The 25,745-nt window shown below is 46.1% G+C and carries 28 protein-coding genes and 1 tRNA gene; 5 read left to right on the forward strand and 24 right to left on the reverse strand.

Features of this window, described 5'->3' with window-relative positions; translation table 11 throughout:
* Nucleotides 1-2: 2 nt before the first annotated feature.
* The 4 genes from DWV34_RS03230 to ruvA are packed head-to-tail and all read right to left on the reverse strand — an operon-like array spanning nucleotide 3 to nucleotide 4,386.
* A complete protein-coding gene (locus DWV34_RS03230; RefSeq protein WP_022261016.1) occupies nucleotides 3-2,378 on the reverse strand; it encodes a U32 family peptidase in 2,376 nt (791 codons plus the stop codon).
* A 4-nt stretch (nucleotides 2,379-2,382) separates the two neighbouring features.
* Nucleotides 2,383-2,769 carry a cell division protein ZapA gene (locus DWV34_RS03235; protein WP_006565789.1) on the reverse strand — a complete coding sequence of 129 codons (387 nt, stop codon included), beginning with the start codon at nucleotides 2,767-2,769 and terminating at the stop codon, nucleotides 2,383-2,385.
* A 12-nt stretch (nucleotides 2,770-2,781) separates the two neighbouring features.
* Nucleotides 2,782-3,780 (reverse strand): Holliday junction branch migration DNA helicase RuvB, encoded by a 999-nt coding sequence (ruvB, locus tag DWV34_RS03240; RefSeq protein WP_006565790.1) that lies wholly within the window; start codon nucleotides 3,778-3,780, stop codon nucleotides 2,782-2,784.
* A gap of 9 nt (nucleotides 3,781-3,789) precedes the next feature.
* The gene (ruvA, locus tag DWV34_RS03245; protein WP_009290538.1) at nucleotides 3,790-4,386 is read right to left on the reverse strand and encodes a Holliday junction branch migration protein RuvA; all 597 of its coding nucleotides are present in this window, start codon (nucleotides 4,384-4,386) and stop codon (nucleotides 3,790-3,792) included.
* Nucleotides 4,387-4,512: 126 nt separating this feature from the next.
* Here ruvA and DWV34_RS03250 point away from each other — a divergent pair, with 126 nt between their 5' ends.
* From DWV34_RS03250 to DWV34_RS03260, 3 genes are read left to right on the forward strand one after another with little or no spacing between them, the layout of a single operon-like run.
* On the forward strand, nucleotides 4,513-5,445 hold the full coding sequence (locus DWV34_RS03250) for a ribonuclease H-like domain-containing protein (protein ID WP_022261015.1): 933 nt from the start codon (nucleotides 4,513-4,515) through the stop codon (nucleotides 5,443-5,445).
* A 1-nt stretch (nucleotide 5,446) separates the two neighbouring features.
* Nucleotides 5,447-5,824 carry a CidA/LrgA family protein gene (locus DWV34_RS03255; protein ID WP_022261014.1) on the forward strand — a complete coding sequence of 126 codons (378 nt, stop codon included), beginning with the start codon at nucleotides 5,447-5,449 and terminating at the stop codon, nucleotides 5,822-5,824.
* A complete protein-coding gene (locus tag DWV34_RS03260; RefSeq protein WP_006565794.1) occupies nucleotides 5,805-6,485 on the forward strand; it encodes an LrgB family protein in 681 nt (226 codons plus the stop codon). Before DWV34_RS03255 ends, DWV34_RS03260 begins: the two co-directional genes overlap by 20 nt.
* Before the next feature lie 127 nt (nucleotides 6,486-6,612).
* On the opposite strand, the gene DWV34_RS03265 is transcribed toward DWV34_RS03260, so the two are convergent.
* Together DWV34_RS03265 and DWV34_RS03270 are read right to left on the reverse strand one after the other, a co-directional pair.
* Complete coding sequence (locus DWV34_RS03265; RefSeq protein ID WP_118475473.1) at nucleotides 6,613-7,335, reverse strand: phosphatase; 723 nt, start codon at nucleotides 7,333-7,335, stop codon at nucleotides 6,613-6,615.
* A gap of 72 nt (nucleotides 7,336-7,407) precedes the next feature.
* The gene (locus DWV34_RS03270; protein WP_118475475.1) at nucleotides 7,408-9,228 is read right to left on the reverse strand and encodes a serine hydrolase domain-containing protein; all 1,821 of its coding nucleotides are present in this window, start codon (nucleotides 9,226-9,228) and stop codon (nucleotides 7,408-7,410) included.
* Nucleotides 9,229-9,417: 189 nt separating this feature from the next.
* Here DWV34_RS03270 and DWV34_RS03275 point away from each other — a divergent pair.
* Together DWV34_RS03275 and DWV34_RS03280 are read left to right on the forward strand one after the other, a co-directional pair.
* Nucleotides 9,418-9,489: transfer RNA gene (locus DWV34_RS03275), tRNA-Glu, on the forward strand.
* Nucleotides 9,490-9,658: 169 nt separating this feature from the next.
* A complete protein-coding gene (locus tag DWV34_RS03280) occupies nucleotides 9,659-9,922 on the forward strand; it encodes an AbrB/MazE/SpoVT family DNA-binding domain-containing protein (protein ID WP_009290531.1) in 264 nt (87 codons plus the stop codon).
* Nucleotides 9,923-9,957: 35 nt separating this feature from the next.
* Here the strand turns inward: DWV34_RS03280 and DWV34_RS03285 are convergent, their stop codons facing one another.
* From DWV34_RS03285 to DWV34_RS03370, 18 genes are all read right to left on the reverse strand, one after another.
* Nucleotides 9,958-10,521, reverse strand: a complete 564-nt coding sequence (locus tag DWV34_RS03285) for an SOS response-associated peptidase (protein ID WP_022261012.1) — start codon at nucleotides 10,519-10,521, stop codon at nucleotides 9,958-9,960.
* A gap of 68 nt (nucleotides 10,522-10,589) precedes the next feature.
* A complete protein-coding gene (locus DWV34_RS03290) occupies nucleotides 10,590-10,958 on the reverse strand; it encodes a hypothetical protein (protein WP_009290529.1) in 369 nt (122 codons plus the stop codon).
* A 143-nt stretch (nucleotides 10,959-11,101) separates the two neighbouring features.
* The gene (locus DWV34_RS03295; RefSeq protein WP_118475477.1) at nucleotides 11,102-11,446 is read right to left on the reverse strand and encodes a hypothetical protein; all 345 of its coding nucleotides are present in this window, start codon (nucleotides 11,444-11,446) and stop codon (nucleotides 11,102-11,104) included.
* Between the two features lie 217 nt (nucleotides 11,447-11,663).
* Nucleotides 11,664-12,947, reverse strand: a complete 1,284-nt coding sequence (locus DWV34_RS03300; protein ID WP_009290527.1) for an O-acetylhomoserine aminocarboxypropyltransferase/cysteine synthase family protein — start codon at nucleotides 12,945-12,947, stop codon at nucleotides 11,664-11,666.
* A gap of 15 nt (nucleotides 12,948-12,962) precedes the next feature.
* Nucleotides 12,963-13,757, reverse strand: coding sequence for an ABC transporter ATP-binding protein (locus DWV34_RS03305; protein WP_006565802.1), 795 nt, complete (start codon nucleotides 13,755-13,757; stop codon nucleotides 12,963-12,965).
* Entirely contained in the window at nucleotides 13,751-14,665 is a 915-nt protein-coding gene (locus DWV34_RS03310; RefSeq protein ID WP_009290526.1) for an ABC transporter permease, read from the reverse strand. The genes DWV34_RS03305 and DWV34_RS03310 overlap by 7 nt, the downstream gene beginning before the upstream one ends.
* Nucleotides 14,666-14,877: 212 nt before the next feature.
* Nucleotides 14,878-15,894, reverse strand: coding sequence for an ABC transporter substrate-binding protein (locus tag DWV34_RS03315; RefSeq protein ID WP_118475479.1), 1,017 nt, complete (start codon nucleotides 15,892-15,894; stop codon nucleotides 14,878-14,880).
* A 287-nt stretch (nucleotides 15,895-16,181) separates the two neighbouring features.
* Complete coding sequence (locus DWV34_RS03320) at nucleotides 16,182-17,180, reverse strand: ABC transporter substrate-binding protein (protein ID WP_009290524.1); 999 nt, start codon at nucleotides 17,178-17,180, stop codon at nucleotides 16,182-16,184.
* 8 nt (nucleotides 17,181-17,188) lie between these two features.
* On the reverse strand, nucleotides 17,189-19,276 hold the full coding sequence (locus DWV34_RS03325; RefSeq protein WP_009290523.1) for a polyribonucleotide nucleotidyltransferase: 2,088 nt from the start codon (nucleotides 19,274-19,276) through the stop codon (nucleotides 17,189-17,191).
* A gap of 174 nt (nucleotides 19,277-19,450) precedes the next feature.
* Nucleotides 19,451-19,717 (reverse strand): 30S ribosomal protein S15, encoded by a 267-nt coding sequence (gene rpsO, locus DWV34_RS03330; RefSeq protein ID WP_006565808.1) that lies wholly within the window; start codon nucleotides 19,715-19,717, stop codon nucleotides 19,451-19,453.
* Between the two features lie 126 nt (nucleotides 19,718-19,843).
* Entirely contained in the window at nucleotides 19,844-20,638 is a 795-nt protein-coding gene (proC, locus tag DWV34_RS03335) for a pyrroline-5-carboxylate reductase (RefSeq protein WP_006565809.1), read from the reverse strand.
* Between the two features lie 15 nt (nucleotides 20,639-20,653).
* Nucleotides 20,654-21,571 (reverse strand): RluA family pseudouridine synthase, encoded by a 918-nt coding sequence (locus tag DWV34_RS03340; RefSeq protein WP_118475481.1) that lies wholly within the window; start codon nucleotides 21,569-21,571, stop codon nucleotides 20,654-20,656.
* Nucleotides 21,571-22,065, reverse strand: a complete 495-nt coding sequence (gene lspA / locus DWV34_RS03345) for a signal peptidase II (protein WP_006565811.1) — start codon at nucleotides 22,063-22,065, stop codon at nucleotides 21,571-21,573. Before lspA ends, DWV34_RS03340 begins: the two co-directional genes overlap by 1 nt.
* Complete coding sequence (aroB, locus tag DWV34_RS03350; protein WP_118475572.1) at nucleotides 22,062-23,153, reverse strand: 3-dehydroquinate synthase; 1,092 nt, start codon at nucleotides 23,151-23,153, stop codon at nucleotides 22,062-22,064. The genes lspA and aroB overlap by 4 nt, the downstream gene beginning before the upstream one ends.
* On the reverse strand, nucleotides 23,140-23,727 hold the full coding sequence (locus DWV34_RS03355; protein WP_009290519.1) for a DivIVA domain-containing protein: 588 nt from the start codon (nucleotides 23,725-23,727) through the stop codon (nucleotides 23,140-23,142). The genes aroB and DWV34_RS03355 overlap by 14 nt, the downstream gene beginning before the upstream one ends.
* A gap of 10 nt (nucleotides 23,728-23,737) precedes the next feature.
* Nucleotides 23,738-24,490, reverse strand: a complete 753-nt coding sequence (locus tag DWV34_RS03360) for a YlmH family RNA-binding protein (RefSeq protein ID WP_009290518.1) — start codon at nucleotides 24,488-24,490, stop codon at nucleotides 23,738-23,740.
* A gap of 3 nt (nucleotides 24,491-24,493) precedes the next feature.
* Complete coding sequence (locus DWV34_RS03365; RefSeq protein ID WP_006565815.1) at nucleotides 24,494-25,024, reverse strand: cell division protein SepF; 531 nt, start codon at nucleotides 25,022-25,024, stop codon at nucleotides 24,494-24,496.
* Between the two features lie 15 nt (nucleotides 25,025-25,039).
* Complete coding sequence (locus DWV34_RS03370) at nucleotides 25,040-25,732, reverse strand: YggS family pyridoxal phosphate-dependent enzyme (RefSeq protein ID WP_006565816.1); 693 nt, start codon at nucleotides 25,730-25,732, stop codon at nucleotides 25,040-25,042.
* Between the last annotated feature and the right edge of the window lie 13 nt (nucleotides 25,733-25,745).

Here is a 25,745-nt window from a genome sequence, read left to right on the forward strand (position 1 = left end):
ACCTATAATATTCCTCTCTTAAAGTGTCCTTTTGTAAAATTCGGGAATGGAAGCTCTGCCGGCTTTCCCTCAAGTATTTCACAGGAAGCCCTGTAGACTGCAGAAGCTTCCTCTCTTGTCTCTTTCGTGAAATGAAGGCGCAGATTCCCCGGGGCCAGCCTGCGAACTTTTCGGATCTCAGATCCAAGCCACAGAGGCTCTCCGTTGTAGATTTCATTAAAACATCCTTTACATTGATTTTTGACATAAAAATCTTTTCCATACCGGTCTTTTAATGTCATCCAGGAGTTCTTCCGGTCACAGCCTGTGCTGTTTTTTCTCTGGCACTGCGCCGAAACCATGAGGGGCAGATGTCCGTAAAACAGAAAATCTGCATCTGTATACGACAGGTCCCTCAGTTCGTCAAAATTCAGTTCCGCGGGCATTGTCATGCGGATATCCTGTCCATATATCTGTTTCAGCGTCCGGTATGCCTCCCGGTTGTAACAATAGACCATATAATCGGCCAGTACATTCTTCCTGCATTGCTTTTCTCTGAGCCATATGAGTTCCTCTAAACTGCGGACGCAGATTTCATCCACATCCGGACCGGACAGCAGCTCCCAGGACTGTTCCAAGAACCGAAGCTCCGGTTCCCTCACAATCTGAGGCAGCATAACCGTGACCTGCTTTCCTGCCCTTCTGCACCGTGATAAAATCTCCGGTTCCTCCGCCGCTTCATAAAGAGACAGATAGATCTTCTCTGCTCTGTCCCATGTGAGGACTTCAGGAAGCAGCGACCGGTCTTCCAGTGAAACGGTTAAAGCGGGAGTTTCAATTCCATGTATCTCTGGTTTTACCTGCAAATCAGGAATTAAATATGCGGCTGGTTTCCTGCGGCTTTTTTTCAGGATCTCCTCTGTAAGTTTTTCAAAGGCATCTCTTCTCAGCTGCTTCAATGCCGCTACCGGGAGAAAGATATCTCCATGGATTTCTGCCTCAAGCTCTGTAAAGATAAAATCACTCTCTCCGGTTTTGGTTATATGCTTTATGATATCCTCTTTGGAGAGGGGACGTTTCCTGGCCGGTTCTGCCAAGGCACCCGGGACCTCCACTTCCAGTTCTCCTGAAGTTATCAAAAGTTTAGCACACTTTCCAGGAGAAATTATAATTTTTCCCTTAATATTTTCTTTCGATTTCTTTTTCAGACTCTCTGCCGCCCTGTCCTTTAAGGACTGGTTCTTCGTCCGGAAGATACGCATGCCCGGTTTCAAATGTTTCAGCTTCTGTCCGTTTAAGCAGACTTTGTCCCCCTTTTTCCAGATATCCGGGCTGGTAAGCTCCACCTTTTCTCCTCTTTCCAGAGAAATCTCCAGCACATCTCCTTTTCCCAGATCCTCTGCTGCCTGAAACATAATATGCCGGCCCTGAACAGACTGGACTTTCCCAACGAAAATCCCCTGATGATTCGGCCTGTATAGCGACATCATATCCCTGCCGTTATGCTTTTTATAGTAGCCGGACGTAAATCCGCCCCGGTTAAATAGTTCCAGCAGTTCCTTCTCATCTTCTTCATCTACCTGATACAGCTGTCCGCTTTCATACAGATCCACATATTTTCTGTAAATCCTCGTGACAGTTCCCACGTACTCCGGCTGTTTCATCCTGCCCTCGATCTTCAGTGAATCTACGCCGTGTCCGATCAGTTCAGGCAGTTCCCTGATTGTGCAGAGATCCTTTGGACTGAGCAGGTAATTCTGTCCTCTTTGGTTTAACTTTGTGCCGTTCTCATACAAATCAAAGGGCAGACGGCAGGTTCCGGCACAGCGTCCCCGGTTGCCGCTCCTGCCTCCCAGCATGCTGCTCATCAGGCATTGTCCGGAATAACAATAACAAAGGGCTCCATGGACAAAACACTCCATATCCAGCCCTGTATCTTTTTTTATCTTTTGAATTTCTGTAAGCGAAAGCTCTCTGGCAGGGACGACTCTGCTTCCTCCAAGCTCTTTTACCAATCTCGCCCCATGGATGCCGGTCACGGTCATCTGCGTGCTGGCGTGAATCTCCATGCCGGGAAAGCAGCGGCGGATTACACTCAAGGCTCCTAAGTCCTGAACAATGACCCCGTCTAGCCCCCTCTCATAATAAGGTTCTAAAAACCCTGCAAGTCCCGAAATCTCCTCCTGCTTCATCAGGGTATTGACTGCCAGATAAACCTTCCGTCCAAAAAGATGAGCATAATCTATAGCCCACAACAGCTGTTTCTGATCAAAATTATCTGCATAAGCTCTCGCCCCATAGCAGCTCCCGCCCAGATAGACGGCGTCCGCTCCGTTTAAGACGGCAGCCTTCAGGCTCTCGGGAGAACCTGCGGGGGCCAGTACTTCTGTTGACTTCATATGATTACCGTTCCTTTTTTGCAACTGATGCCTCTTCCAGTACCCGAATCCTTTCCCGGTACTCTGTCAGCTGTTTTTCCAGTGATTCATTCTTGATCTGGAGTTCTACCAGTTCATTTTTCATACGGTACAATTCCGTATCCTGTAATTCCATGTCTTCCCGGCTTTTCTCCAGTGTATTTTTCATGCACATATATTCATCGGCCACACTCAGTGCCAGATGAAAACTCTGCATGTCCGGCGGCAGTTTCAGATAATGCTCCGAAGCTTTCAGGTCGCGGATCTTTGCATTCAGATAAGATGCGATCTGGTGCATAAACTCTTCTGGTTCTTCTCCGCCAAGATAATATAACTTTCCGTCTATGACTACTTCTACGACGTTTTTTTTCATAAGTAAGCCCTCCTATTCCGGGATTGGCAGTCCAAAATGCTGATAGGCAGCGCCGGTGACAATTCGTCCTCTCGGCGTCCTCTGGATCAGTCCGTTTTGAATCAAATACGGCTCATAGACATCCTCGATGGTTCCGGAATCTTCACCTACGGCTGCAGCCAGTGTGTCGAGTCCTACCGGACTGCCGTGAAAGACCTCGATCATCGTCTTGAGCAGAGTCCGGTCAATCTGGTCGAGTCCCAGGGTATCTACCTCCAAATGGTTTAAGGCAGACATCGCCACTTCTTTTGTAATGACTCCATCGTACTTTACTTCCGCGAAATCTCTGACCCTCTTTAAAAGGCGGTTGGCCAGCCTCGGTGTCCCCCTGGATCTTCTGGCAATCTCCCTCGCTCCTTCTTCTTCAATCGGAATGCCTAGCACCGCCGCTGAATTAATGACAATGGTCATGAGTTCCTCTGTCTCATAAAAATTCAGCCGGTTGACGACACCAAAACGGTCTCTTAACGGAGCCGTCAGCATCCCTGCCCTGGTCGTGGCACCCACTAAAGTAAATTTCGGAAGTTCCAGCCGGATAGACCTGGCGGCCTGTCCTTTCCCCACCAGGATATCAATAGCAAAATCTTCCATGGCAGGGTACAACACTTCTTCCACCTGACGGTTCAGCCGGTGGATCTCGTCGATAAACAGCACGTCCCCTTCCTGGAGATTGTTAAGCAGCGCGGCTATTTCCCCGGGCTTTTCAATGGCAGGTCCGCTTGTGACCTTTAAGTGTACTTCCATCTCATTGGCGACGATGCCAGCCAGCGTAGTCTTTCCAAGTCCCGGCGGTCCGTAAAGAAGAACATGGTCCAGGGACTCGCCTCTGCTCTTTGCCGCCTCGATGAAAATTCTCAGATTCTGCTTTACCTTTTCCTGTCCGATGTAATCGTCCAGGTTCTGAGGTCTTAGATTATTTTCTATTGTAATGTCTTCTTCCACCAGTTCCGTGGAAATCATTCTATCTAACATAATGTTCCTCTATATCAGCTTTGTCAGCGCCTTTTTCAGTAACTGCTCAGGGCTGTACTCTGCTGCATTTTCTACTTTCTTAATGGCCATCATCGCTTCAGACCTGGAGTAGCCAAGGCTTACAAGCCCCTGTGCCGTAACAGCCACAGAATCTTCTGCCGGTAAATCTCCTGCAAAGTCCATCGGCTCAGCCTGCTCAAATTCTTCAAAGTCCAGTTTGTCTCTGAGCTCCAGAATCAGTTTCTTGGCTCCCTTCGGTCCAAGCCCCGGAGTCTTTGAAATCGTCTTGGAATCATCGCTCATTACCGCAATCTTTAATTCATAGACAGACAGGGTCGACAAAACGGAAAGTCCCACCTTAGGACCGATGCCGCTGACTCCGATCAGAAGTTCAAACGCTTCCAGCTCCTCCTTTGTCCGGAATCCAAAAAGGCTTATATCGTCTTCCCTCACATGCATGTGGGTATAGATCCTGACTTCCTGTCCGATGCCTCCCGGAAACTCCTGTCCGGCCGGCATCATGATATCATATCCTATGCCGTTATTCTCTACCACCGCTCCCCCAGGCGTCATGGAAACTAAAATGCCCTTAATATATGAAATCACTCCATATCCTCCTTGCGACGTTTTGAAGTCATTATAACATAAATCTCACACCTGTGGTTAGGGATTGAAAAAAATTCATACAGGAACTATAATGAAGAACAGCAGTTTTGGAAAGGAGACGAGACGATGGAAACAAAAGAAAAGCTTTTATATCTGGATATCGAGACTACGGGACTTTCACCGGAAACTTCTGCCCTCTCCGTCATCGGATGCTGTGAGAAAGGCCGGGAGCCCAGGCAGTGGTTTAATGAATCCGGATTGGAACAAAAACAAATCCTCGCCTCATTTTTAAGCTGTGCGGATTCTTATGACGTCATTGTCACTTATAACGGTGGGACCTTTGATCTTCTCTTTTTGAAAAAAAAGTGTGAGGAGTTTGGTCTTCCATATTCCTTAGAGGGCAAACGCTGCATTGATCTTTATAAAAATCTCCGTTCTTTCAGGCACCTCCTCCCATTAAAAAATCTCAAACAAAAATCAGTGGAAGAATTCCTGGGGATTCAAAGAACGGACCGCATATCGGGACGGCAGCTGATCAAAATTTATCAGGACTACATAAAAACAAAGGATCCGGAATTAAAATCTGTGATTTTGCAGCATAATAAAGAGGACATCTTATCTCTTTCCCGGATCCAGTCCCTGCTGATCTTTGAGCCTTTGGCCGGCGGCCATTTTTCAGTGGAAGAACACAGCCTGTCGGAACATACTTTTTCTGTCCGCCTTTCTCTCCCTTTCAATACTCCGGTGCCACTTTCTTTTAAGAAATCAGGACATCGGCTTGAGATCTCCGGGGCAGAAGCAAACCTTCAATGTCCCCTGATACACGGCCAGCTGAAGCACTACCATAAAAATATAAAGGATTACCGTTATCTTCCTCTGGAAGACATTGTAATCCCTGTATCCATGGCCGCCTTTGTAGACCGGTCTGCAGTTTTAAAGCCGGTTCCGGAAAACTGTTATACCAGGTTTTGTCCGGATGAGACTTTCTGCTCCAACCCCGGTGACCTCTTTCAGTACTGCAAAGATATCGTATATTACTTACTTAGAAAGGATAAATAACATGAGACACTTATTACAAATGAGCTTCCTTTTCTTCGTCTGTCTGGCCGGGGAAGGGCTGGCTAAGCTGCTTCCGTTTGCGTTTCCGGGAAGTATCATGAGCATGTTCCTGCTCCTGCTCCTTCTGCTCTCAAAAATTGTAAAAGAGCATCAGATCCAGGATATCTGCGATTTCCTTCTCCATCATATGGCCTTTTTCTTTCTCCCCGCCGGAATCGGCATTATGGAAAAATACCAGCTGTTACAGGGCCGGATCATACCGTTTCTCCTGATCTGCCTGGTCACAACCGTCCTCACATTTTTTACTACTTCGTTATCTATGAGGCTCATCTTCGCCCTGCAAAAGAAAGGAAATGACTATGAAAGAACTAACTGCTAATCCAATGTTTCCAATCGCGCTTTCTCTCTGTGTCTATGAAGGATTCCGTATCCTGCAGAGAAAAACAAAAGTTTCTGCGCTGAATCCTCTTCTGCTCTCAATTGCATTCATCATTTTGTTTTTGAAGATATTTTCCATACCTCTTGAGGATTATAACAGCGGAGGCGCTGTCATCTCCATGTTCCTGGCTCCGGCCACCGCATCATTAGCTCTCTCCATCTATCGGGAATTTGATCTGCTGAAGAAGCATTGGCTGCCAATCCTCGTGAGCTGTTTTGTAGGTTCTGTGACATCTATGTTGAGTGTCTGTGTCCTCTGCCGTCTCTTTGGTTTCAATGAACATCTGACGGCCTCCCTGATTCCAAAATCCGTCACAACCCCGATCGCCATAGAAATCAGCAGTCAGCTTTCCGGCATTCCGTCCATCACGGTGGCTGCAGTTGTTATCACCGGAATTCTAGGAGCCGTGATCAGCCCTCTGCTGATCAAAATGTTTAAAGTCAAAGATCCTGCTGCCGCCGGTGTCTCCATCGGAACATGCAGCCATGCCGTCGGAACTTCCAAAGCAGTGGAACTGGGTGAAATCGAAGGAGCCATGAGCGGCATCTCCATAGGGATTTCCGGTATCATCACGGTCATTCTGGCATTAATACTTTTCTAAGAACAAAGTTGTCAAATGATTTCCTTACGCATCTGTGTACAACCCGCAGAGCGTTTTTATTCCATGGGACGAACTTTCTTATGGAATAAAAAACCCTGCGCAAAAAAATTTACGCGGGGTTTTTTTCTTAGTTTCTTTTATTGCTCAGAGCTTCTTTAAACGCCTTAACAGAGCGGTTCACCACCAGTTCTTCCGGAAAATCAACTTCTGAAAGCAGGGCTTTTGCTTCATTCAGGTCACCTACCGCATATGGAGTATGCGCATCGCTGTTGACAATCACAGGAACATTATGCTTCCTGCACAGATCCAGCATCATAAAATAGTTTTCTCTGGCATTGACCCGGAAGCTTTCGGGGCAAAGGGAACTGTTGTTGACCTCTAACAGTGTTTTTGTCTCTTTTGCACCCAAAACCAGTGCTTCATAATTGATCGGAATCCTGCCGTCGTCGGGATGGCTTATGATATCCACCAGAGGATGCTTCATAGCTCCTAAGTATGCGGCAGTATTCTGTTCCTCATCTCCTATTTTATAACAAAGTTCATGGATTCCCGCAATTCTGATATCTAAAAATTCCTCCATCAATTCATTATCAAGGCTGAGTCTTCCGTTATAATCGATAATATTGATTTCTGACCCAAACATCATCTCGATGCCGTACAGCTGCCTCGGCAGTACTCTTAAGTTTTTAAAATAAATGTCTGTACAGGTTCCCGGAATCCCTTTGGCATGTTCCGTGATCCCAAACAGTTCAAAACCGCTCTCCGCTGCAGCAGCCGCCATCTCGCTGACGGTTCCAAATGCATGTCCGCTGGCAATCGTGTGAGAATGCACGTCTAATTTAAACTCCATAAATCTTACTCCTTCTTTATCAGTCAGTCTGATTCTTTCCCTCTTAAAAATTACACATTATGTTTTATCATACTATAAAGTAAAAGAAATTGGAACCTCTCTAAGGAATCTCTCCCCTGCCTCATGGTCTTCTTCTCCCAAAACTTTAGGGCAGACCGTCTGATCCATCAGAAGATCCATCAGACCGATTGTGTCCTTTTCCATCAGACTGTCTAAGAGAAAACTGCTGGTCCCACCGGTCATTACGGAATCAAGTCCGGTCATAAGAAGGTCTTTTCCCGGACACTCATTCCACAGCATTTCTATGTTTTCACCGATAAAGCGGATTTTAAGCAGACGAGACGACGCCTCCTCGATAAAGGAAATTTTCAGTTTCAGCACGGTATATCCGTCCTCATCAAAAGCTGCCTGTCCTTTTACTGCTACCAAATAAGACTCTCCGTGCATATCCATCTCCGTGATCCTGGCTTCCTTCCACCCCACTTCCAGACAATAAGGTTTTTCTCCTTCCCGGAAACAAAAATAAAATTTACGGTCTTTTGTAAAAAAACCTGCCTCGCTGATTCCGTCCGTATAGTTGTTGTGAAACACCTGCATGATCAATGGGAAAAGTCCTACATGCTGCTTTTTCAGCTTAAAAAACCTGCCTTTAACTCCAAGAATCAGTTTTCTTCTCTTATAGGATTCACTTCCGTTCCAGAGAATTTTTTTCAGCCCGCGATAAGAGACCGCCGGAAATCTGGTATCATAGAGTCCTGTCCTATTCTGAAATTTTAAGAGTTTATCATAAGCCCGCCGGTTTTTCTTTAACTTTTCCCCGGGAGTGAACCCGCCTTCAAAATATTTGGCCACTGTGTCTAGGAGCAGGGATGTGTGGAATAGTTCATTGCTTCCCGCATTGGTGACAATGACCATATCCAAATCAGGATATACCATGACATTCTGTCCCAGCATGCCGTTAAAGGCATAGCTCCCCGGACGGCCTGCCATCCACATTTGATAGCCGTAGCCATACTCCCCGAACTGCTTCGGGGTTTCCACATGACATGTGGACGCCTCATCAATCCATCTCCGTGGTATAAGCTGCCGCCCATTCCATACTCCTTTCTGAAGACAAAGCTGTCCGATCTTTGCCGCATCTTCCGGACAGAGAAATAACCCCCATCCTCCTTTCGTGATGCCTTTGGGACAGCTCTCCCAAAAGATCCTGGTTATGCCGAGGGGTTCAAACAGCCTGGGCTTCAAATACTCCATCAGAGATTGTCCGGTTATTTCCGTCACAATAGCGGACAGCATATAGGTGTTCATACTGTTATATTCAAATTCCAAGCCCGCCGGGCCGTTTACCGGCGAATCCAGAAAGCCCTGTACCCAGTCATTACATGCCACGGCACCTTTTTCGTTGAATGCCACCCGGCTGGTCATGGTCAGAAGATGTTCCACTGTAAGATTCCTCTGCTGAAATCCTCTGATAGAAAATACACTTTTGTCGAAGATCCCCAGAATCTTATCATCAAGCCTTAACCCGCCTTCTTCGATCAGCATGCCAATCGCCATTCCGGTGATGCTCTTGCACAGGGAATGGGTAATATGCCAGAGATTTTCCGGATACGGCGCGTAATGACATTCCCCGATTACATATCCATGTCTTAATATCATCACCTGATGAATATCCACTTTAGAAAGACTCAAGAGGTCTTCCATCAATCCCCTGACCTGATCCGAATCGATCCCCTGCTCCTCAGGCATCGACCTGGGCAGCTTCTGTCCTGACTCGGGCAGACTGTAAAATGACGGCTTCTGCGGAATAAAATCTACTTTGCTTATATGTTCTGTGTTTCCTCTTACTAAATTAAAAACCAGTTCCAGCATTGCCTGCTGTTCTTTTAACATCGCACTGCACCCTCTTCTATACTGTCTGTTCTTCTTTTGCTTTCTGTATAATATAGCACAAATTTAAAAATGGAAAAAGCACCTTAGCATTACGATTCTTCTATGTTTGAAAAAATATACAAAGAATTTTAAATTTTGTCTTTACTTTTTCTAAAAAACCTATATAATAGATAAAGGTGACAGCAAAACGGCCCCATGGTCAAGAGGTTAAGACGCGACCCTCTCAAGGTCGAATCACGAGTTCAATTCTCGTTGGGGTCATACAACCGGAACATCGTATTTATGCGGTGTTTCGGTTTTTTTGATTTATGAAGTTTCAATAATTTATTGCTGTATTTCCGCCCTTTGCCCTGCTTGTATTATTTTCCATTGGAAATATTTCGTAGATATTTTATAATAAAAGCACCAAAATACATAGGAGGAGTCATAAATGAAATGTACAGGTGTTGTGAGAAAACTCGATGAATTGGGGCGTATTACCTTACCAATCGAACTGAGGAGAAATTTAGGTGTGGGAGATAAAGATCCCCTGGAGATTTTTGTAGATGAGGATACAATTCTGCTTAAGAAGTATCAGCCGGCAGACATCTTTACCGGGGAGATGGAGGATCTCATTGAATACAAAGGAAAGAAAGTATCCAGGGAATCAGTTCTGAAGTTAGCCGAGAAAGCTGGTCTTAAGATCTCAGAATAAGGTTTATCCCAGGACAAACAGTGTCCTGGGATTTTCTAATTTTTTGCTTCCGCTGCTACATGGGATAAGCTCTCAGGTTCGATATGCAGCAGATGTTCAAACGTCTCATTACCGAACCAATTCTCGATGTGTCTTTCTTCAATTATCATGGGCATCCGTTCATGTATCCCCCTGACCGATCGGTTTGCTTTGGTTGTCAATATGACAAATCTGCTGCTGTCTTGATCCGGCCTGTAAAAGCCGGCCATAAATATGACCGGAGATGTCTCTTTAAAAAAAGCAATTTTATTTTTCTCCCTGTCCCATTCATAAAATCCTGCCGCCGGAATAAGGCATCGGTGCTCCAACAGGCTTTTTCTGAACATTTTCCGCTCCAAAGCGGTCTCAGACCGTGCATTGATCATCAGCCCCTTTTTGTCAAAGCGGGAAAATCCCCAGCTGAAAAGTTCTTCTGCATACTCTTCTCCCTGTTTAAAGATAACCGGCGCCTTTTGTGACGGAAAGATTTCTCTTCTGCCTGCCAGGCTCAGATCGATCATTTTTACAAGATTTTCTGCCTTACGTATAGATTGTTCATCAATAAAAAAACGTCCGCACATTGATATTTACCCCCATACGTTCAATATCCCCAACTGCATAATATCTGATACCTGTTATTATTTTTTTATCAGACACAAAAATGCAGCACTGTCATCCTCGTAAAAGTATTGGAAACAGTGCCGCGGCTGCCCGATCCGTTATCTGCATAGAGATAAATCGTATCACCTGCAAGAACCTTAATAACCAGTGGAGAAAAATGAATTACATTGTAGCTGTTACCTGACATCCGATTTTGAGAATAACCGCTGTCCACTGCATTTCGATACACTCTTATTGTGATTGTATCCCCATCATTAAAGTTACTGTTACAGCGGACTTGTGCAGAAACAATGATATAACCGTCTTTCAGACAGCGGATTCCCTGATTATAAAAATCTAAATTTCCATATCTGTCTGCGCCTCTTGTTAAATTCAGCTTGGATGCCGTCTGCGTCAATATCTTATCAGCTTCAAGACATGCCGTAGCAAAAGATACAAGATTAGCAATCCTTTCTGCCTGGATCTCTATATCAGTACAGTCTGCTTTTTGATCTAATACAGAATCTACATTACTTAATGTTTCAGTAATTTTATTGATTTCTAAGGAATATATTTCTCATGAGATGCCTGAGCAAGACAGAATAAAATTTCTCCTTCATCCGGATCTTCGGCATAGAATCCAACCTGACACAAATTATAGCTTTGCTGCAGTCCTAAATTTTCAAGCATCACCGGAATAATTAATTTTTCCCCTTCTATTCTTACAGGCTGCAAATTAATCTCATATCCCCCTTCTGTAACATTTGTTTGTTGGCGAAGATTCACTTCCGGGACCTTGCCCGCCCCTGTTACCGCTCTGTTAATTTGCAATGTCTGCCCCTGCAAAAGTTTTAACTGTAATGCTCTCCCCTTATCTGTCAATACTGTATTTGCCCAAATATCCATATAATCTCCTTTATAATAAAACTTATTACTTTGTCCAAAGAAAGCATATCATACCTATTTTGGGCAATGCGGGCAAATAAATTTATGTCTCTTTGATGTGTTCTTTCGATTACTTTTAGATGCTGTATACCTTTCTGTTTCTCAGAAATTAAACGTATAAATAATGCCCGGAAAAATTCCTCTCAGAAAGTTCCGGGCACTATATTATATTTCGTATTTATTTCACTTGCCTCAGCGCCTGGTCAAGGTCTGCGATGATATCCTCAGCATTTTCGATTCCCACGCTGAAACGGATCAGGTCCGGCTGTACTCCCGCCTCCAAAAGTTCCTGGTCATTCATCTGACGGTGGGTATGACTGGCAGGATGCAGCACACAGCTTCTGGAATCTGCCACATGTGTTACGATGGCTACCAGCTTTAAGCTGTCCATCATCTGGATGGATGCCTCACGGCCGCCTTTCAGGCCAAACGTAATAACTCCGCAGGCTCCGTTTGGCATATATTTCTGTGCTCTCTCATAAGCCTCATCACCTTCCAGCATCGGACAGTGTACCCATGCGACTTTATCGTTGTCCCTGAGCCATGCAGCAACAGCCTTTGCATTCTCACAGTGCCTTGCCACTCTTAAGTGCAGAGTCTCCAGACCGATGTTCAAGTAAAATGCGTTCTGAGGCGACTGGATAGAGCCCAGATCCCGCATCAGCTGGACCGTTGCCTTTGTAATATAGGCTCCTTTACCAAACTTTTCTGTATAAACCACGCCATGGTACGTTTCATCCGGCTGGGTAAGGCATGCAAACTTATCACCCTGTGCATCCCAGTCAAAGTTTCCGCTGTCGACGATGGCTCCTCCCACACATACTGCATGGCCGTCCATATACTTTGTTGTGGAATGGGTAACGATATCGGCACCCCACTCAAACGGGCGGCAGTTGATCGGTGTCGCAAATGTATTGTCAACAATCAGTGGAACTCCGTGTCCGTGAGCCGCTTTTGCAAACTTTTCAAAATCAAGAACGACTAAAGAAGGATTTGAGATCGTCTCTCCGAACACGGCCTTTGTATTGTCTCTGAACGCCGCATTTAAATCTTCTTCGCTGACCTCCGGATCTACAAACGTTGCTTCCACACCCATCTTCCTTAAGGTATGTGCAAACAGATTATAGGTCCCCCCATACAGAGCCGTTGTACAGATGATATGATCTCCCGCTTCCGCGATGTTCATGATGGCATAAAAGTTGGCCGCCTGTCCGGAAGAAGTGAGCATTGCCGCCACTCCGCCTTCCAGATCACAGATCTTTGCCGCCACCGCGTCGTTGGTAGGATTTTGAAGTCTCGTATAGAAATATCCCGCATCCTCCAGGTCAAAAAGGCGTCCCATCTGGTCACTTGTGTCATATTTAAATGTAGTGCTCTGATAAACCGGCACCACCCTCGGTTCCCCTTTTTTCGGCTCCCATCCGGATTGGATACATTTTGTCTCAATTTTATAATCGCTCATGATTCTTCCTTTCTCTTATGATAATAACATTCTGTCGTTGGCAAAATCTTCCCCGCTGGTTTCTTCAAATTTCTGCAGAAGATCAGCAACTTTCAGGTTCTTCTTTTCTTCTCCTGAAACATCATAGATGATCCTGCCGCTGTTCATCATGATCAGACGGTTTCCGATGCGTATGGCATCTTTCATGTTATGAGTTACCATCATAGCGGTCAGACTGTCTCTTGCGATGATCTTCTCCGTAAGTTCCAATACCTTTTTCGCCGTCTTTGGGTCCAGAGCCGCAGTGTGCTCGTCTAAGAGCAAAAGACTCGGCTTGTTCAGTGTCGCCATGAGCAGTGTCAGGGCCTGTCTCTGTCCTCCGGACAAAAGGCCTACCTTTGAGGTAAGACGATCCTCCAGTCCCAAGTCCAGCATCGCCAGCTTTTCTTTATACATCTTTTTCTCGCTCTTTGTAATGCCCCAGCGCAGGCCGCGGTTCTTCCCACGGCGGTGAGCCATGGCCATATTCTCCTGAATTTCCATGCCGGCTGCGGTTCCCATCATAGGGTCCTGGAACACACGCCCAAGCATATAGGCCCGTTTGTGCTCCGGCAGGTCCGAAATGTCTTTGCCGTCCAGAAGGATAGTTCCCTGGTCAATGGGATATACGCCTGCGATCATGTTCAGCATCGTTGACTTGCCTGCCCCGTTGCCTCCGATCACAGTCACAAAATCCCCCGGATTCAGGTGAAGATCGATCCCGTCCAGCGCCTTCTTTTCATTGACCGTGCCTTTATTAAATGTCTTGTGCACATCGATGATGTTTAACATGCGGTGTTCCCTCCTTTTCCAGGAATTCTTTTCTGGGAGTATCTGGACTTGATCGCCGGGATACCCAGAGCTAACGCTACGACTAATGCCGTAAACAGCTTCATATCGTCTGTGCTGAGTCCCATATACAGCACCAGTGAAATGATCATGCGGTAAATGACAGAGCCAAACACGACAGAAGCCAGTATATACATGAAATTAAACCGTTTTCCAAAGATTACTTCTCCGATCACGATGGATGCCAGACCGATGACAATGGCTCCGGTCCCCATCTTAATATCACCGTATCCCTGGCTCTGTCCGACCAGAGCACCTGAGACGGAGATCATCCCGTTGGAAATGACAAGGCCGATGACTTTTGATGTATTCGTATTAGCCCCCAAAGCCCTGACCATATATTCATTGTTTCCGGTCGCCCTCAGGGCACATCCGATCTCTGTGCCGCAGAACCAGTAGATGCACAGCACCACAAAAATACTGATCACTGCTCCAACGAGCAGAGTTGCCATCGTCTGGTCCAGTTTCAGCGCATCAATAGCCTGGGTGAATACGGTATCCTCTCCCAGCAGTGATGTGTTTGGCTGTCCCATGATGCGGATATTGACCGAATACAGGGCGATCATTGTCAGAATACCGGCTAAAATCGCAGGGATTTTTAATTTCGTATGTAAAAATCCGGTAACTGCTCCTGCCGCCATTCCCGCCGCCAATGCGATGACAAGAGATACAAAAGGGTTCACTCCTTTTACGATCATAACTGCGCTGATGCATCCCCCAAGGGCAAACGTACCTTCACAGGACAAATCCGGAATATCCAATATCCTGAATGTAATATAGACACCAAGCGCCATGATTCCCCACAGTGTACCCTGGGCAATCGCACTCTGCATGTTTACTGCTAAATCCATTCTTCTTCTCCTTTTCTTACTTTACTGTCCACGAGAATTTATTATACCACGATTTAAGACTTTGCACCAGTGAAGTTCTGAGAAAGCTGTCCATGAATATAACTGCCATTTTCTTTCTTAAAAGGCGGACTAATTCTCCTGAAGAAAAAAGCTGTCTTCTTTCACTCCATGAAAGAAGACAGCTTATATACCTATCATTTATTACGGTAGATTTATTTTTTCTTTTCTGTGATCGTTGTCACCATCTTAGCTTTTTTCTCTAAATCTTTCGGAACCTTGATTCCCAGCTTCTTTACGGTATCTTTGTTGATGATCAAATCAGCATTGCTCTGATATTCGATTGGCATTGTCTTTGTCTCTGCTTTGCCCTCTAAGATCTTGACTGCCTGCGCAGCGGTCTGTTTTCCAAGTTCGTAGTAGTTGATTCCGTATGTAGCAAGGCCTCCGCCGGTGCACATACCTTCTTCTCCCACGATAACAGGAATCTTGGCTTCGTTGGCTACCATAGACACGGTATTCATTCCGGCTGCGATCAGATTGTCTGTCGGCGCATAGATGGCATCCGCTTTCCCTTTCAGGGATTCCACTACCTGACGAATCTCGCTGGATTCGGATACAGTAGCATCTATGGTCTCAAATCCTAACTTCTTTGCTTCTTTCTTCGCCATAGCGACCTGGATCTTTGAGTTTGCTTCTGCTGAACAGTATAACATAGCTACTTTCTTTGTTTTCGGAAGCATCTGTTTTAACAGTTCCATCTGCTTTTTCACTGGTGTCAGGTCTGAAGTTCCGGAAACGTTGTTGCCTGGCTCATCATTGCTCTTTACAAGTTTTGATGCAGCCGGATCTGTCACGGCTGTCACCAGAATCGGAATATCCTTTGACTCATTCGCCATCGCCTGAGCCGCAGGTGTGGCAATCGCCAGAACCAGATCACACTTGTCATTGACAAACTGAGATGCGATGGTCTGACAATTGGACTGCTCATTCTGAGCATTCTTATATTCAATCTTGATCTTATCTCCGTCTTTATATCCGGCATCCTCAAGGCCTTCTTTAAAGCCTTTGTAAGCCGCATCTAAAGCTGCGTGCTCGGTAAGCTGCACAACGCCGATCTTCTTTTGTTCCTTTTTTGCCTCGTCTTTCTTGTCACTTCCCCCGCATCCGGAGAGTACCGCTGCACTCATCACGGCTACAAGCCCCACTGCCATAAACTTCTTTAATCTCATAACTCTGTCCTCCGTCCTTGTTGTTGCGTCATCACTTCAACGCTTTTATGTGCTAAATTATAGCACTGCCGTTCCTCATTGTCAAGCAGAGAACAAAGTGGGCAAGCCGCTTGAACTCCCCAACCCCTCAATCTTTGAGGGGCTTGACAACTTCGCGTACCAGATTCAATTTGATGCAGTCAAATGATTTCCCTATGCATCTGTGTACAGCCCGCGGAGCGTTTTTATCCCATAGGGCAAACTTTCCTATGAAACAAAAAACTGCCCCGGTCTCCCGGAGCAGTTCTCTATTTGCTCTTATTCTGTGTTTTAACGAACTTGGCTGTTTTTTTCAGTTCATCCGGAACCCGAATCCCCAGTTTTTTCACCTGGTCTTCATTGATGATCAGATCATACTGATCCTGATATCCTACCGGCAGTTCAGAAATCTTTTTCCTGCCTTCCAGTATCTCTTCCGCCTGTTTCGCGGTCTGCTTTCCGAGCCGGTAATAATTGATGCCGTATGTTGCAAGCCCGCCTCCCGTACAGAGAGCTTCCTCTCCAACGATCACCGGGATCTTAGCCTCATTGGCCACCATGCTGACAGTATTCATGCTGGCGGAAATGATATTGTCCGTCGGCACATAGATAACGTCTGCCCGGCCTTTTAAAGACTCCACAACCTGCCGGATCTCACTGGATTCCGACACTGTGGCATCCATCGTCTCAAAGCCCTGTGCCTCAGCCGCCAAACGGGCCTGTTTTACCTGAAGCACAGAATTTGCTTCCGCAGAGCAATAGAGAAACGCCGCCTTTTTTGCCTCCGGCACCAGCTTTTTGATCAGCCCTATCTGTTCTTTCACCGGGGCCATGTCAGAAGTTCCCGACACATTTGTACCCGGTTTTTTATTATCCTTTACCAGCTTGGCAGCCTGGTGGTCTGTCACTGCCGTGGCAAGGATCGGAATATCCTTCGTCTCCGTAGCCATAGCCTGTGCAGCCGGTGTTGCAATGGCCAGCACCAGATCACTCCGGTTCCCGACAAACTGGGAAGCGATGGTCTGACAGTTGGACTGATCATTCTGGGCGTTTTTATACTGAATCTCAATATTTTTGCCGTCCACGTATCCGTCTTCTTTCAGGCCGTCAACAAATCCTTTTCTGGCGTCATTTAACGCATCGTGTTCTACCAGCTGCAGAATTCCGATCCGCTTTACATTATCTGATTTTTTGTCTGCACATCCTGTAAGAGTCATCACAGCCGCAAACACTGCCAGGATGCCAAACGCTTGTGCTTTTCGTCTCATATTCTTCCCTATGATAATTTTTCTTCCAGTTTTAAGTTGATTCTGCCCATCTTGTCAATTTCCAGTACTTTGACGGCTACGCGGTCCCCGATGTTGACCACATCTTCCACTTTCTCCACGCGATCTTTTGCAAGTTTGGAAATATGGATCAGTCCGTCTTTGTTCGGTGAAACCTGTACAAAGGCACCGAACTGCATGATTCTCACGACCTCGCCCTCATAGATATCGCCCACATTCAGCGGTTCCACGATAGATTTAATAATACCAATCGCTTTATCAATCATTTCCTGATCTTCACTTAAGATATCCACTCTTCCGGACTCATCAATATCAATTTTCACGCCGGTCTCATCAATAATAGCATTGATCGTCTTGCCCTGTTTGCCGATGACTTCGGAAATCTTCTCAGGATCAATGGTGTACTGGGAGATCTTAGGCGCATATTTTCCTACATGGTCTCTCGCTTCTCCGATGACCGGATTCATAACGTCGTGAAGAATATAGGTTCTCGCTTCTTTTGTCCTTGCGATCGCTTCACGGATAATCTGGTCTGTAAGTCCGTGGATCTTGATATCCATCTGGATGGCTGTGATTCCCTTATCGGTTCCTGCCACCTTAAAGTCCATGTCTCCGAAAAAGTCTTCCAGACCCTGGATGTCGGTGAGGATCAGATAATCATCGTCGCTGTCTCCTGTCACCAGTCCTACAGAAATACCGGCTACCGGCGCTTTGACCGGCACACCTGCTGCCATCAGAGACAGAGAAGATGCACAGATGCTTCCCTGGGATGTGGAACCATTGGATTCCATGATCTCAGATACGGTACGGATCGCATACGGGAACTCTTCTTCTGTCGGAAGCACCGGTATCAGTGCACGTTCTGCCAACGCTCCATGTCCGATCTCTCTTCGTCCCGGACCTCTGCTCGGTCTGGTCTCTCCTACGGAATAGGAAGGAAAATTATAGTGGTGCATGTAGCGCTTGCTCGTCTCGTCCTGATCCATGCCGTCCAGTCTCTGCGCTTCTGAAAGAGAGCCCAGAGTGGTCACGGTCATAACCTGGGTCTGTCCTCTCTGGAACAGTGCAGAGCCGTGGACTCTCGGCAGACAGTCAACCTCTGCCGCCAAATGACGGATCTCCGTGATATCCCTTCCGTCCGGACGCTTTTTATCTTTTAAGATCATTTTTCTCACGGTCTTCTTCTGGAAGGTATACACAGCCTCCCCGATCTGAGACAGCCACTCTTCATTGTCGGCATAGCGCTCTGCTAATTTATCTTCAATACCGCGGATATTTTCTTCCCTCACCTGTTTTTCATCGGTGAAGACCGCTTCTTCCATGGCTTCCGGTGTAATAAAGGAAACCATATCCTCATACATCTCCTGATCGATTTCATGATGCTCATATTCATGCTTTTCTTTGCCGCATTCTGCAACGATCGTGTCGATGAATGCAATAATCTCTTTATTTACCTCATGTGCTTTAAAGATCGCCTCAATCATTATATCTTCCGGCACTTCATTGGCGCCAGCCTCAATCATGATAACTTTTTCTCTCGTAGAGGCCACAGTCAGTGACATCTCGGATACTTCTTTCTGAGCCGCCGTCGGATTGATGATAAACTCTCCGTCAATCAATCCGACCATCGTGGATGCGGTAGGTCCGTCGAAAGGAATATCAGAAATGCATGTCGCGATAGCTGAACCGAGCATTGCGGTAAGCTCCGGGCTGCAGTCCGGGTCTACGGACATAACAAGGTTGTCCAGCAGTACGTCGTTTCTGTAATCTTTCGGAAACAGAGGACGCATCGGACGGTCGATTACACGGTCTGTGAGAATCGCATTCTCAGAAGGTCTTGCCTCTCTCTTTAAAAATCCTCCCGGAATTTTACCCACTGCATACTGTTTCTCTTCATATTCGACACTCAGCGGGAAGAAATCAATTCCGTCTCTCGGTTTATCGGAAGCCGTAGCTGTCGAGAGGACAACGGTGTCTCCGTAGTGCATAAATGCCGCACCGTTTGCCTGTGCCGCCACACGCCCCACTTCTACGGTCAAAGTCCTGCCTGCAAGTTCCATACTAAATTTTTTTACCATGTTTAATTCTCCTTAAAACAATATTTAAAAGACGCCGAAACAACTAAGCGGTCCACAGCACAGTCTGTGGACTCCTTAGTAGTCTCGGAATACGTCTTTCACAACTTTTTTATTGTATCACAACTGAATGAAAAAAAGAAGACAGGAATTTGAATTCCTGTCCCCATAATTCTGCTATTTTCTCAGTCCGAGTCTCTCGATCAGCGCACGGTATCTAGCAACATCCTTATTCTTTAAGTATGCTAAAAGATTACGTCTCTTACCTACCATCTTTAACAGACCTCTTCTGGAATGGTGATCCTTCTTGTGCATATCAAAATGCTCCTGAAGTTCTTCAATCCTTGCTGTAAGGATCGCGATCTGCACTTCCGGTGAACCGGTGTCATTGGCATCCCTTCCGAATTCTGCAACGATCTGTTTTTTCTTTTCTGATGAAATCATTTTGTTTCCTCCTTAAATTATATGAAATAGCCGCCAGATACTAAGACTTGGTCGGAGATGTCCGAAATCTGAGTACCGGTCAACTTGATGAGTATATCACAGAAAAAATCCCCTGTAAAGGATCATTTACATATTTCTGCTCACTTCCACAGCTGCATTAGCTGCTTCTATGACAGCGCTCCTGAGTCCTTTTTGCTCCAGTACTCTGACTGCCTCAATAGTAGTTCCCGCCGGTGAACAAACCGCATCTTTTAATTTCCCGGGGTGTTCCTTTGTCTCAAGAACCATTTTTGCACTGCCCAGCACTGCCTGGGCAGCAAAGGTATATGCTTTTTCTCTCGGTATCCCTCCGAGCACCGCAGCATCCGCCAGCGCCTCGATAAACATATAGACGTAGGCCGGTGAACTTCCGCTGACACCGACAACCGCGTCAATGAGCTTTTCATCCACAATTTCTACCTTCCCGAAACTTTCAAAAATCTTCCGGACTTCCCGTGCTTCTTCCTCCTCAACATATGGATTCATACACATGCCGGTCATGCCTTCCCCTACCAGAGCCGGTGTATTCGGCATGGTACGGATGATTTTTGTTTCTTTTCCGAAGCTTCTCTCCACAGTCTCCATAGAAAGTCCTGCCGCAATAGTGACAACGATCTGGTCTTTGCCGACCTCGTCCCGAATCTCCCGGATCACCTTATCATACATCTGCGGTTTCACAGACAGAACAATGATTCTTGAATTCTTCGCCGCTTTTATGTTGTCTGACGTTGTTGTTATGCCTAGCTGCTCTGAGATTTGATTCATTTTGTCCTCAGAGGGCCCGGAAGCGATCATCTCGTCTTTTGTAAATGTCCCTTCCGCAAGAATTCCCGAAATCATGGCCTTCGCCATGTTTCCGCATCCGATAAATCCAATTTCCATGCTGATTTCCTTTCTTTAACCTAAACGTTTTAAGAGTTCTTCAAAGTATGCAGGAAGCCCCACCTCAAACTCCATGTATTCCTTCGTCCTCGGATGGGTAAACCCGAGGACTTTGGCGTGAAGACACTGCCCTTCAAGGGAATACTTAGACTTTTTCGGACCATAGACGGTATCGCCCAAAAGCGGATGTCCGATGGATGCCATATGCACCCGGATCTGATGGGTCCTTCCCGTCTCCAGGCTGCATTCGATGTAGGTAAAACCTTCTTTCAGGCGTTCCAGCACCCGGTAATGAGTGACTGCTCTCCTGCCGGCCTCCCGGTCTATGGCCATCTTTTTTCGCTCTTTCCTGCTCCTTGCGATCGGTGCATCCACTGTTCCTGATTCTTCTTTTATGTTGTGATAGACAATGGCGTGATATCGCCTTGTGATCGTATGAGCCTTCAGCTGTTCTGCCAGACACTGGTGGGCCATATCGTTTTTGCAGACGATGAGAATTCCTGTGGTATCCTTATCGATTCTGTGGACGATGCCGGGGCGCAGTACCCCGTTGATCCCCGACAGCTCATCCCTGCAGTGTTCCATCAGCCCGTTAACCAGAGTGCCCTCATAGTGGCCAGGTGCCGGATGAACGACCATGTTCTTGGGTTTATTGATCAGAATAATGTCCCGGTCTTCATAGACAATGTCCAGATCCATTTTTTCAGGCTTAATGGAGAGCTCCGTCGGCTTCGGAACCTTCAAAATGACCCGTTCCCCTTCCCGGACTTTATAATTGCTCTTTTTTTCAGCGTCATCTACCAGCACCGCTGAATCTTTGCAAAGCTTCTGTAAATAGGATCTTGTAAATTCAGGGAACCTTCCGGCCAGACAGACATCCAGTCTGCTGCCAGTCTCTTTCTGCGAAACTGTAAATTGTCTCTCTTGTTCCATCAGCCCTGTTTCCTTTTTTCCAAAAATGCAAAATCGTCTTCTTTATAATAAACAAGAATGAGAAAAAACAGTACTGCCATAGATACTGTCACATAGATATCAGCTACGTTGAACACAGGGAAATTGATCGGCTTAAAGTAGAAAAAGTCCACCACATATCCCCTGAAAATTCTGTCTATAAGATTGCCGACGGCTCCGGCACATAAAAAAACATAGCAAAAGCGGAGCGGACGGTATTTTTTCTCATCCGGAAGCTTAGAATAAGCAAATGTAAGCAGCGCCACAGCAAGCACTGTGATAACAAAAAACAGCCATTGCTGGTTTTGAAGAATTCCAAAAGCCGCACCCCTGTTTTCCACGTACTGAAGTTCAAATATATCTTTCAGGATTGAAATCCCTTCTCTCCCTTTCAGGGACATCACCGCCGCTGCCTTTGAAATCTGGTCTGCGGCCAGAAAAATTGCGATCGCGGCAAACACTTTTATCTGCTTCATCTCAGCTCTTCCTCTAATACTTCCATCATTTCTTCGTCGCTGACCGTGAGGTCAATACAGGCCTCCCCGATCCTTTTTAAAAGGATAAAACGGATATGTCCGCCTGCCATCTTCTTATCGGATTTTGTTGTCTCAATGATCCGTTCCGGCGTCAGCCTGTCAAACCTTTGATCCAGGGAAAAGGCATCAAACAGCGCACATATTTCCTCTGTTTCTTTTTCAGAAATCATACCGCGGTTTCTGGAGATCTTCAGGGCGAGACGGCACCCGATCGCCACACACTCTCCGTGGAGCAGTGAAAAATCCATCAGTGTCTCCACTGCATGCCCCAGCGTATGTCCAAAGTTTAACAGCGCACGCTCTCCCTGCTCTTTCGGATCTGCCTCCACAACCTGCCGTTTGATATCACAGCTTTTTCGGATCATCTCAAGCATTGTATCCGGATCTTTCGAGAGAATCTGATCTTTATGGTCTCTGATCCAGCAGTAATAAGCCTGATCTTTGATCAGACTATGTTTGATCACTTCTGCCATTCCGGAAACATACTCCCGTTCCGGAAGACTCTTCAGCGTATTTACATTAATATATACAAGTTTCGGCTGGTGAAAAGCTCCGATCATATTTTTATACTGGATAAAATCCACGCCGGTCTTTCCGCCAATGCTGCTGTCCACCTGGGAAAGCAGAGTCGTCGGAATCTGAATGAAATCGATCCCTCTTAAATAAGTCGCTGCGGCAAACCCGGCCATGTCTCCCGCCACACCGCCGCCCAGAGCCACAATCAGGTCCTTCCGGTCAAAATGATTCCGGATCAGCTGCTCATATAAATGTTCCACGGTCTTTAACTGCTTGCGGGCTTCTCCGGCACTGAAGCTGAATGTGGTCACTTTCGTACAGACAGGGTTTAGCAAGTCATACAACTCTTTTAAATAGAGCGGCGCCACATTGCTCTCTGTCACAATGCACACTTTTCTGTTTAACAGTCCGGCCTCAGAGAGTGCCTCTGTCAGGTCATCAAAAGAGTCCCTGAAATAGATATCGTATATTTTTTTCCCCTGTTCCCTGACGCTAAGCTTACTCTCTTCCATCATATTCAGGCTCCTCAGCAGCCGCTGCCTCTGTCTCTTCTTTTTCTGATTTCTTTGTGATCTCCAGATCATATACGGGATTTTTCAGATAATCCAGCTGCCCGTTGATAAACTGCATCATTCTGGATTTGTATGACACATAATCCCCGGTCAGTTTGTTGATCTGTTTTTCCAGAGAAGCGATCTCTTCCAGCTTTTCCTGGTTTTCTTTATCAAATGCCTCTCTCGCCTGCCTTGCAAAATCCTCGGCTTCTCTTCTGGCCTTTTCTAAGATCTCCCTGGCTTCCATCTCAGCCTGCTCTTCCATGGCTTTGGCCGCCTTGTCGGCATTTGCGATCGTCTCCTTGGAAGTTTCCTCCGCAAGCACCAGTGCCTTTTTCAATGACTCTTCGATGACACGGTAATGGTCGAGATTCTCTGTAAGGGCTGAGACTCTCTCTTTCAGTTCGTTATTTTCTTTGTAGACTTTCTCGTAATCTCTGGCCACTTCCTCCAGAAATTCATCGACTTCAATAGCTTTATAGCCAAATCCTCTTTTCAGTTCCTTACCTAATAACTCGATTGGTGTAATCATGTGCATCCTCCTATTTATAAATTTGCAGCTTTACGTGAAACCTGCCCTTCTTCGTCTCTCTTCCCAGTTCCTGAAACCGGAATTTGCCGAATCCCCGGACAGATATAACGTCTTCTGGTTTTGCCTGGTAACTGTTCCTTGTCTCCATTTTCCCGCGGATGAATACTTTCTGACTCTGAAATAAAGAAAGAGCCTTGCTCCTCGAGAGCCCGAAAGCCAGCCCCACAAGAGCATCCAGCCTTGGTGAAGACACAAATCCATCTTTTGTACTATATTCCTGCCGGTAATGAATTTCCTTAAAATCTACACCGACGGTTTCCACCTGTGTATTCCTGACCTTTGTAAGTTCCCGGCACAGGAATCCAGCCATATGTCTGAAACAGAAAACATAAGCCTCCCCGTCCGAAATTAAAATATCGCCGATCTGGTTTCTCTCGATCCCCAGATTCATGAGAGCACCGAGGTAATCCCTGTGGGTGAGCGTTTCTGCAAACTTCTTAAAAAGAGGCGAGATTTTGGCACATGCCAATGGAATCTCACCTTCATATCCAAACATCTCTTTTGAGCCGAACACAACAATACAGCGGTCATAATCTTCATGGCCGCCATAAAGTGATGCGTCTGCAAAAGAAAGTTCCTGTCTCATCTCATGAAAGAGGCTCTGTTCCCTCTCCGACAGAAACGGTGTATGGGTATACACTGAATTCATAAATGCAGTCTGAGCCAATTCTTCCAGTCGCTTTTTAAACAGCTGCTCGTCCATGGCTTATTTTAACTGAGGTGAGATAATATTTTCATTCATAATCTCACTTCTCAAATCTCCATTGACCTCGATGCTGTCCGGTGCCGCAATAAAAATATTGTTGGAAACAGCCTGAAGGGAGCCGTCAATCGCATAGGTCGCTCCGCCCACAAAGTCGATGCTTCTCTGGGCAACCGTGAGTTCAACTCCTTCCAGATTGATGACAACTGTCTTGCCTTCTTTCAGAAGATCTGCCGCCGTCTGGGCCTCTGCAAAATCCTGTGGCTTAATCACGTAAACTTCTACACCGTGACCGTTCATGGATACCACTTTCCCGGAGCCGAAGCGGCGGGGTTTTGGATCTTTCGTCTCTCTGCTTGTGTATGTGATCGGTTCAATCACATTTGACTCTTCTCTGACCGTATCTTTTTTCCGGAAGAATGAGCGCCGTTCTGTATCCGGTTCTTCTTCCTCCTCTTCGTATTCGTCGTACTCATCATATTCTTCATCTTCCGTAAGCTTCATAAAATTCAACAGCTTATCCACTGCACCCATGCTCTTTATCCTCCACTATTTGTTGTAGTCTCTTTCCCCAAAAATACCTGTTCCTACCCGCACCATGGTAGAGCCTTCTTCCACCGCAACCTGATAATCATTCGTCATACCCATGGAAAGGATGTTCATAGCTATATTATCAAAGTTTTTCTCTTTGATGTCAACAAATAATTGCCGCATCCTTCTGAAATATACCCGGTTATTTTCTGGATTTTCCACGAATGGTGCGATCTGCATGAGTCCCTGCACCAAAACCCCCGGAAGCCTAGAAATTTCTTCCAGCGCACCGAAGAGCTCTTCTTCCATAAAGCCGGATTTTGTCTCTTCCCTTGCCAGGTTCACCTGGATCAGCACCGGCACCTGAATCTTATGCTTTAGGGCTTCTTTGCTGATCTGCCGTGCCAGCTTTACAGAATCCACAGAGTGGACCAGCGCCACCTTATCCACTATATATTTTACTTTATTTGTCTGAAAATGGCCGATCATATGCCAGCGCACCGGAGACTTGATCTCCTCATATTTCTTCATGATTTCCTGGACCTTGTTTTCCCCGAAATCCATGACCCCGCAGTCCATCAGCTCCTCGATCATAGACAGAGGTTTTGTCTTGCTGACCGCGATCACAGTCACCTCTTTTGGATCTCTCCCCGCCTTTTCACAGGCAGCCTTTACATTTTCTTTCACTAATTTGTACTGGTCGATTAACATATCACACACTTCC

Source organism: Anaerostipes sp. AF04-45, from assembly GCF_003461725.1.
GTDB classification, from domain to species: Bacteria; Bacillota; Clostridia; order Lachnospirales; family Lachnospiraceae; genus Anaerostipes; species Anaerostipes caccae.

Excerpts from the sequence above, each read along its gene's own strand:
- DWV34_RS03230 (WP_022261016.1), bottom strand. The coding sequence starts at position 2,378 with ATGAAGTCAACAGAAGTACTGGCCCCCGCAGGTTCTCCCGAGAGCCTG.
- DWV34_RS03235 (WP_006565789.1), bottom strand. The coding sequence starts at position 2,769 with ATGAAAAAAAACGTCGTAGAAGTAGTCATAGACGGAAAGTTATATTAT.
- ruvB (WP_006565790.1), bottom strand. The coding sequence starts at position 3,780 with ATGTTAGATAGAATGATTTCCACGGAACTGGTGGAAGAAGACATTACA.
- DWV34_RS03250 (WP_022261015.1), top strand. The coding sequence starts at position 4,513 with ATGGAAACAAAAGAAAAGCTTTTATATCTGGATATCGAGACTACGGGA.
- DWV34_RS03255 (WP_022261014.1), top strand. The coding sequence starts at position 5,447 with ATGAGACACTTATTACAAATGAGCTTCCTTTTCTTCGTCTGTCTGGCC.
- DWV34_RS03260 (WP_006565794.1), top strand. The coding sequence starts at position 5,805 with ATGAAAGAACTAACTGCTAATCCAATGTTTCCAATCGCGCTTTCTCTC.
- DWV34_RS03265 (WP_118475473.1), bottom strand. The coding sequence starts at position 7,335 with ATGGAGTTTAAATTAGACGTGCATTCTCACACGATTGCCAGCGGACAT.
- DWV34_RS03270 (WP_118475475.1), bottom strand. The coding sequence starts at position 9,228 with ATGTTAAAAGAACAGCAGGCAATGCTGGAACTGGTTTTTAATTTAGTA.
- DWV34_RS03280 (WP_009290531.1), top strand. The coding sequence starts at position 9,659 with ATGAAATGTACAGGTGTTGTGAGAAAACTCGATGAATTGGGGCGTATT.
- DWV34_RS03285 (WP_022261012.1), bottom strand. The coding sequence starts at position 10,521 with ATGTGCGGACGTTTTTTTATTGATGAACAATCTATACGTAAGGCAGAA.
- DWV34_RS03295 (WP_118475477.1), bottom strand. The coding sequence starts at position 11,446 with ATGGATATTTGGGCAAATACAGTATTGACAGATAAGGGGAGAGCATTA.
- DWV34_RS03300 (WP_009290527.1), bottom strand. The coding sequence starts at position 12,947 with ATGAGCGATTATAAAATTGAGACAAAATGTATCCAATCCGGATGGGAG.
- DWV34_RS03305 (WP_006565802.1), bottom strand. The coding sequence starts at position 13,757 with ATGTTAAACATCATCGATGTGCACAAGACATTTAATAAAGGCACGGTC.
- DWV34_RS03310 (WP_009290526.1), bottom strand. The coding sequence starts at position 14,665 with ATGGATTTAGCAGTAAACATGCAGAGTGCGATTGCCCAGGGTACACTG.
- DWV34_RS03315 (WP_118475479.1), bottom strand. The coding sequence starts at position 15,894 with ATGAGATTAAAGAAGTTTATGGCAGTGGGGCTTGTAGCCGTGATGAGT.
- DWV34_RS03320 (WP_009290524.1), bottom strand. The coding sequence starts at position 17,180 with ATGAGACGAAAAGCACAAGCGTTTGGCATCCTGGCAGTGTTTGCGGCT.
- DWV34_RS03325 (WP_009290523.1), bottom strand. The coding sequence starts at position 19,276 with ATGGTAAAAAAATTTAGTATGGAACTTGCAGGCAGGACTTTGACCGTA.
- rpsO (WP_006565808.1), bottom strand. The coding sequence starts at position 19,717 with ATGATTTCATCAGAAAAGAAAAAACAGATCGTTGCAGAATTCGGAAGG.
- proC (WP_006565809.1), bottom strand. The coding sequence starts at position 20,638 with ATGGAAATTGGATTTATCGGATGCGGAAACATGGCGAAGGCCATGATT.
- DWV34_RS03340 (WP_118475481.1), bottom strand. The coding sequence starts at position 21,571 with ATGGAACAAGAGAGACAATTTACAGTTTCGCAGAAAGAGACTGGCAGC.
- lspA (WP_006565811.1), bottom strand. The coding sequence starts at position 22,065 with ATGAAGCAGATAAAAGTGTTTGCCGCGATCGCAATTTTTCTGGCCGCA.
- aroB (WP_118475572.1), bottom strand. The coding sequence starts at position 23,153 with ATGGAAGAGAGTAAGCTTAGCGTCAGGGAACAGGGGAAAAAAATATAC.
- DWV34_RS03355 (WP_009290519.1), bottom strand. The coding sequence starts at position 23,727 with ATGATTACACCAATCGAGTTATTAGGTAAGGAACTGAAAAGAGGATTT.
- DWV34_RS03360 (WP_009290518.1), bottom strand. The coding sequence starts at position 24,490 with ATGGACGAGCAGCTGTTTAAAAAGCGACTGGAAGAATTGGCTCAGACT.
- DWV34_RS03365 (WP_006565815.1), bottom strand. The coding sequence starts at position 25,024 with ATGGGTGCAGTGGATAAGCTGTTGAATTTTATGAAGCTTACGGAAGAT.
- DWV34_RS03370 (WP_006565816.1), bottom strand. The coding sequence starts at position 25,732 with ATGTTAATCGACCAGTACAAATTAGTGAAAGAAAATGTAAAGGCTGCC.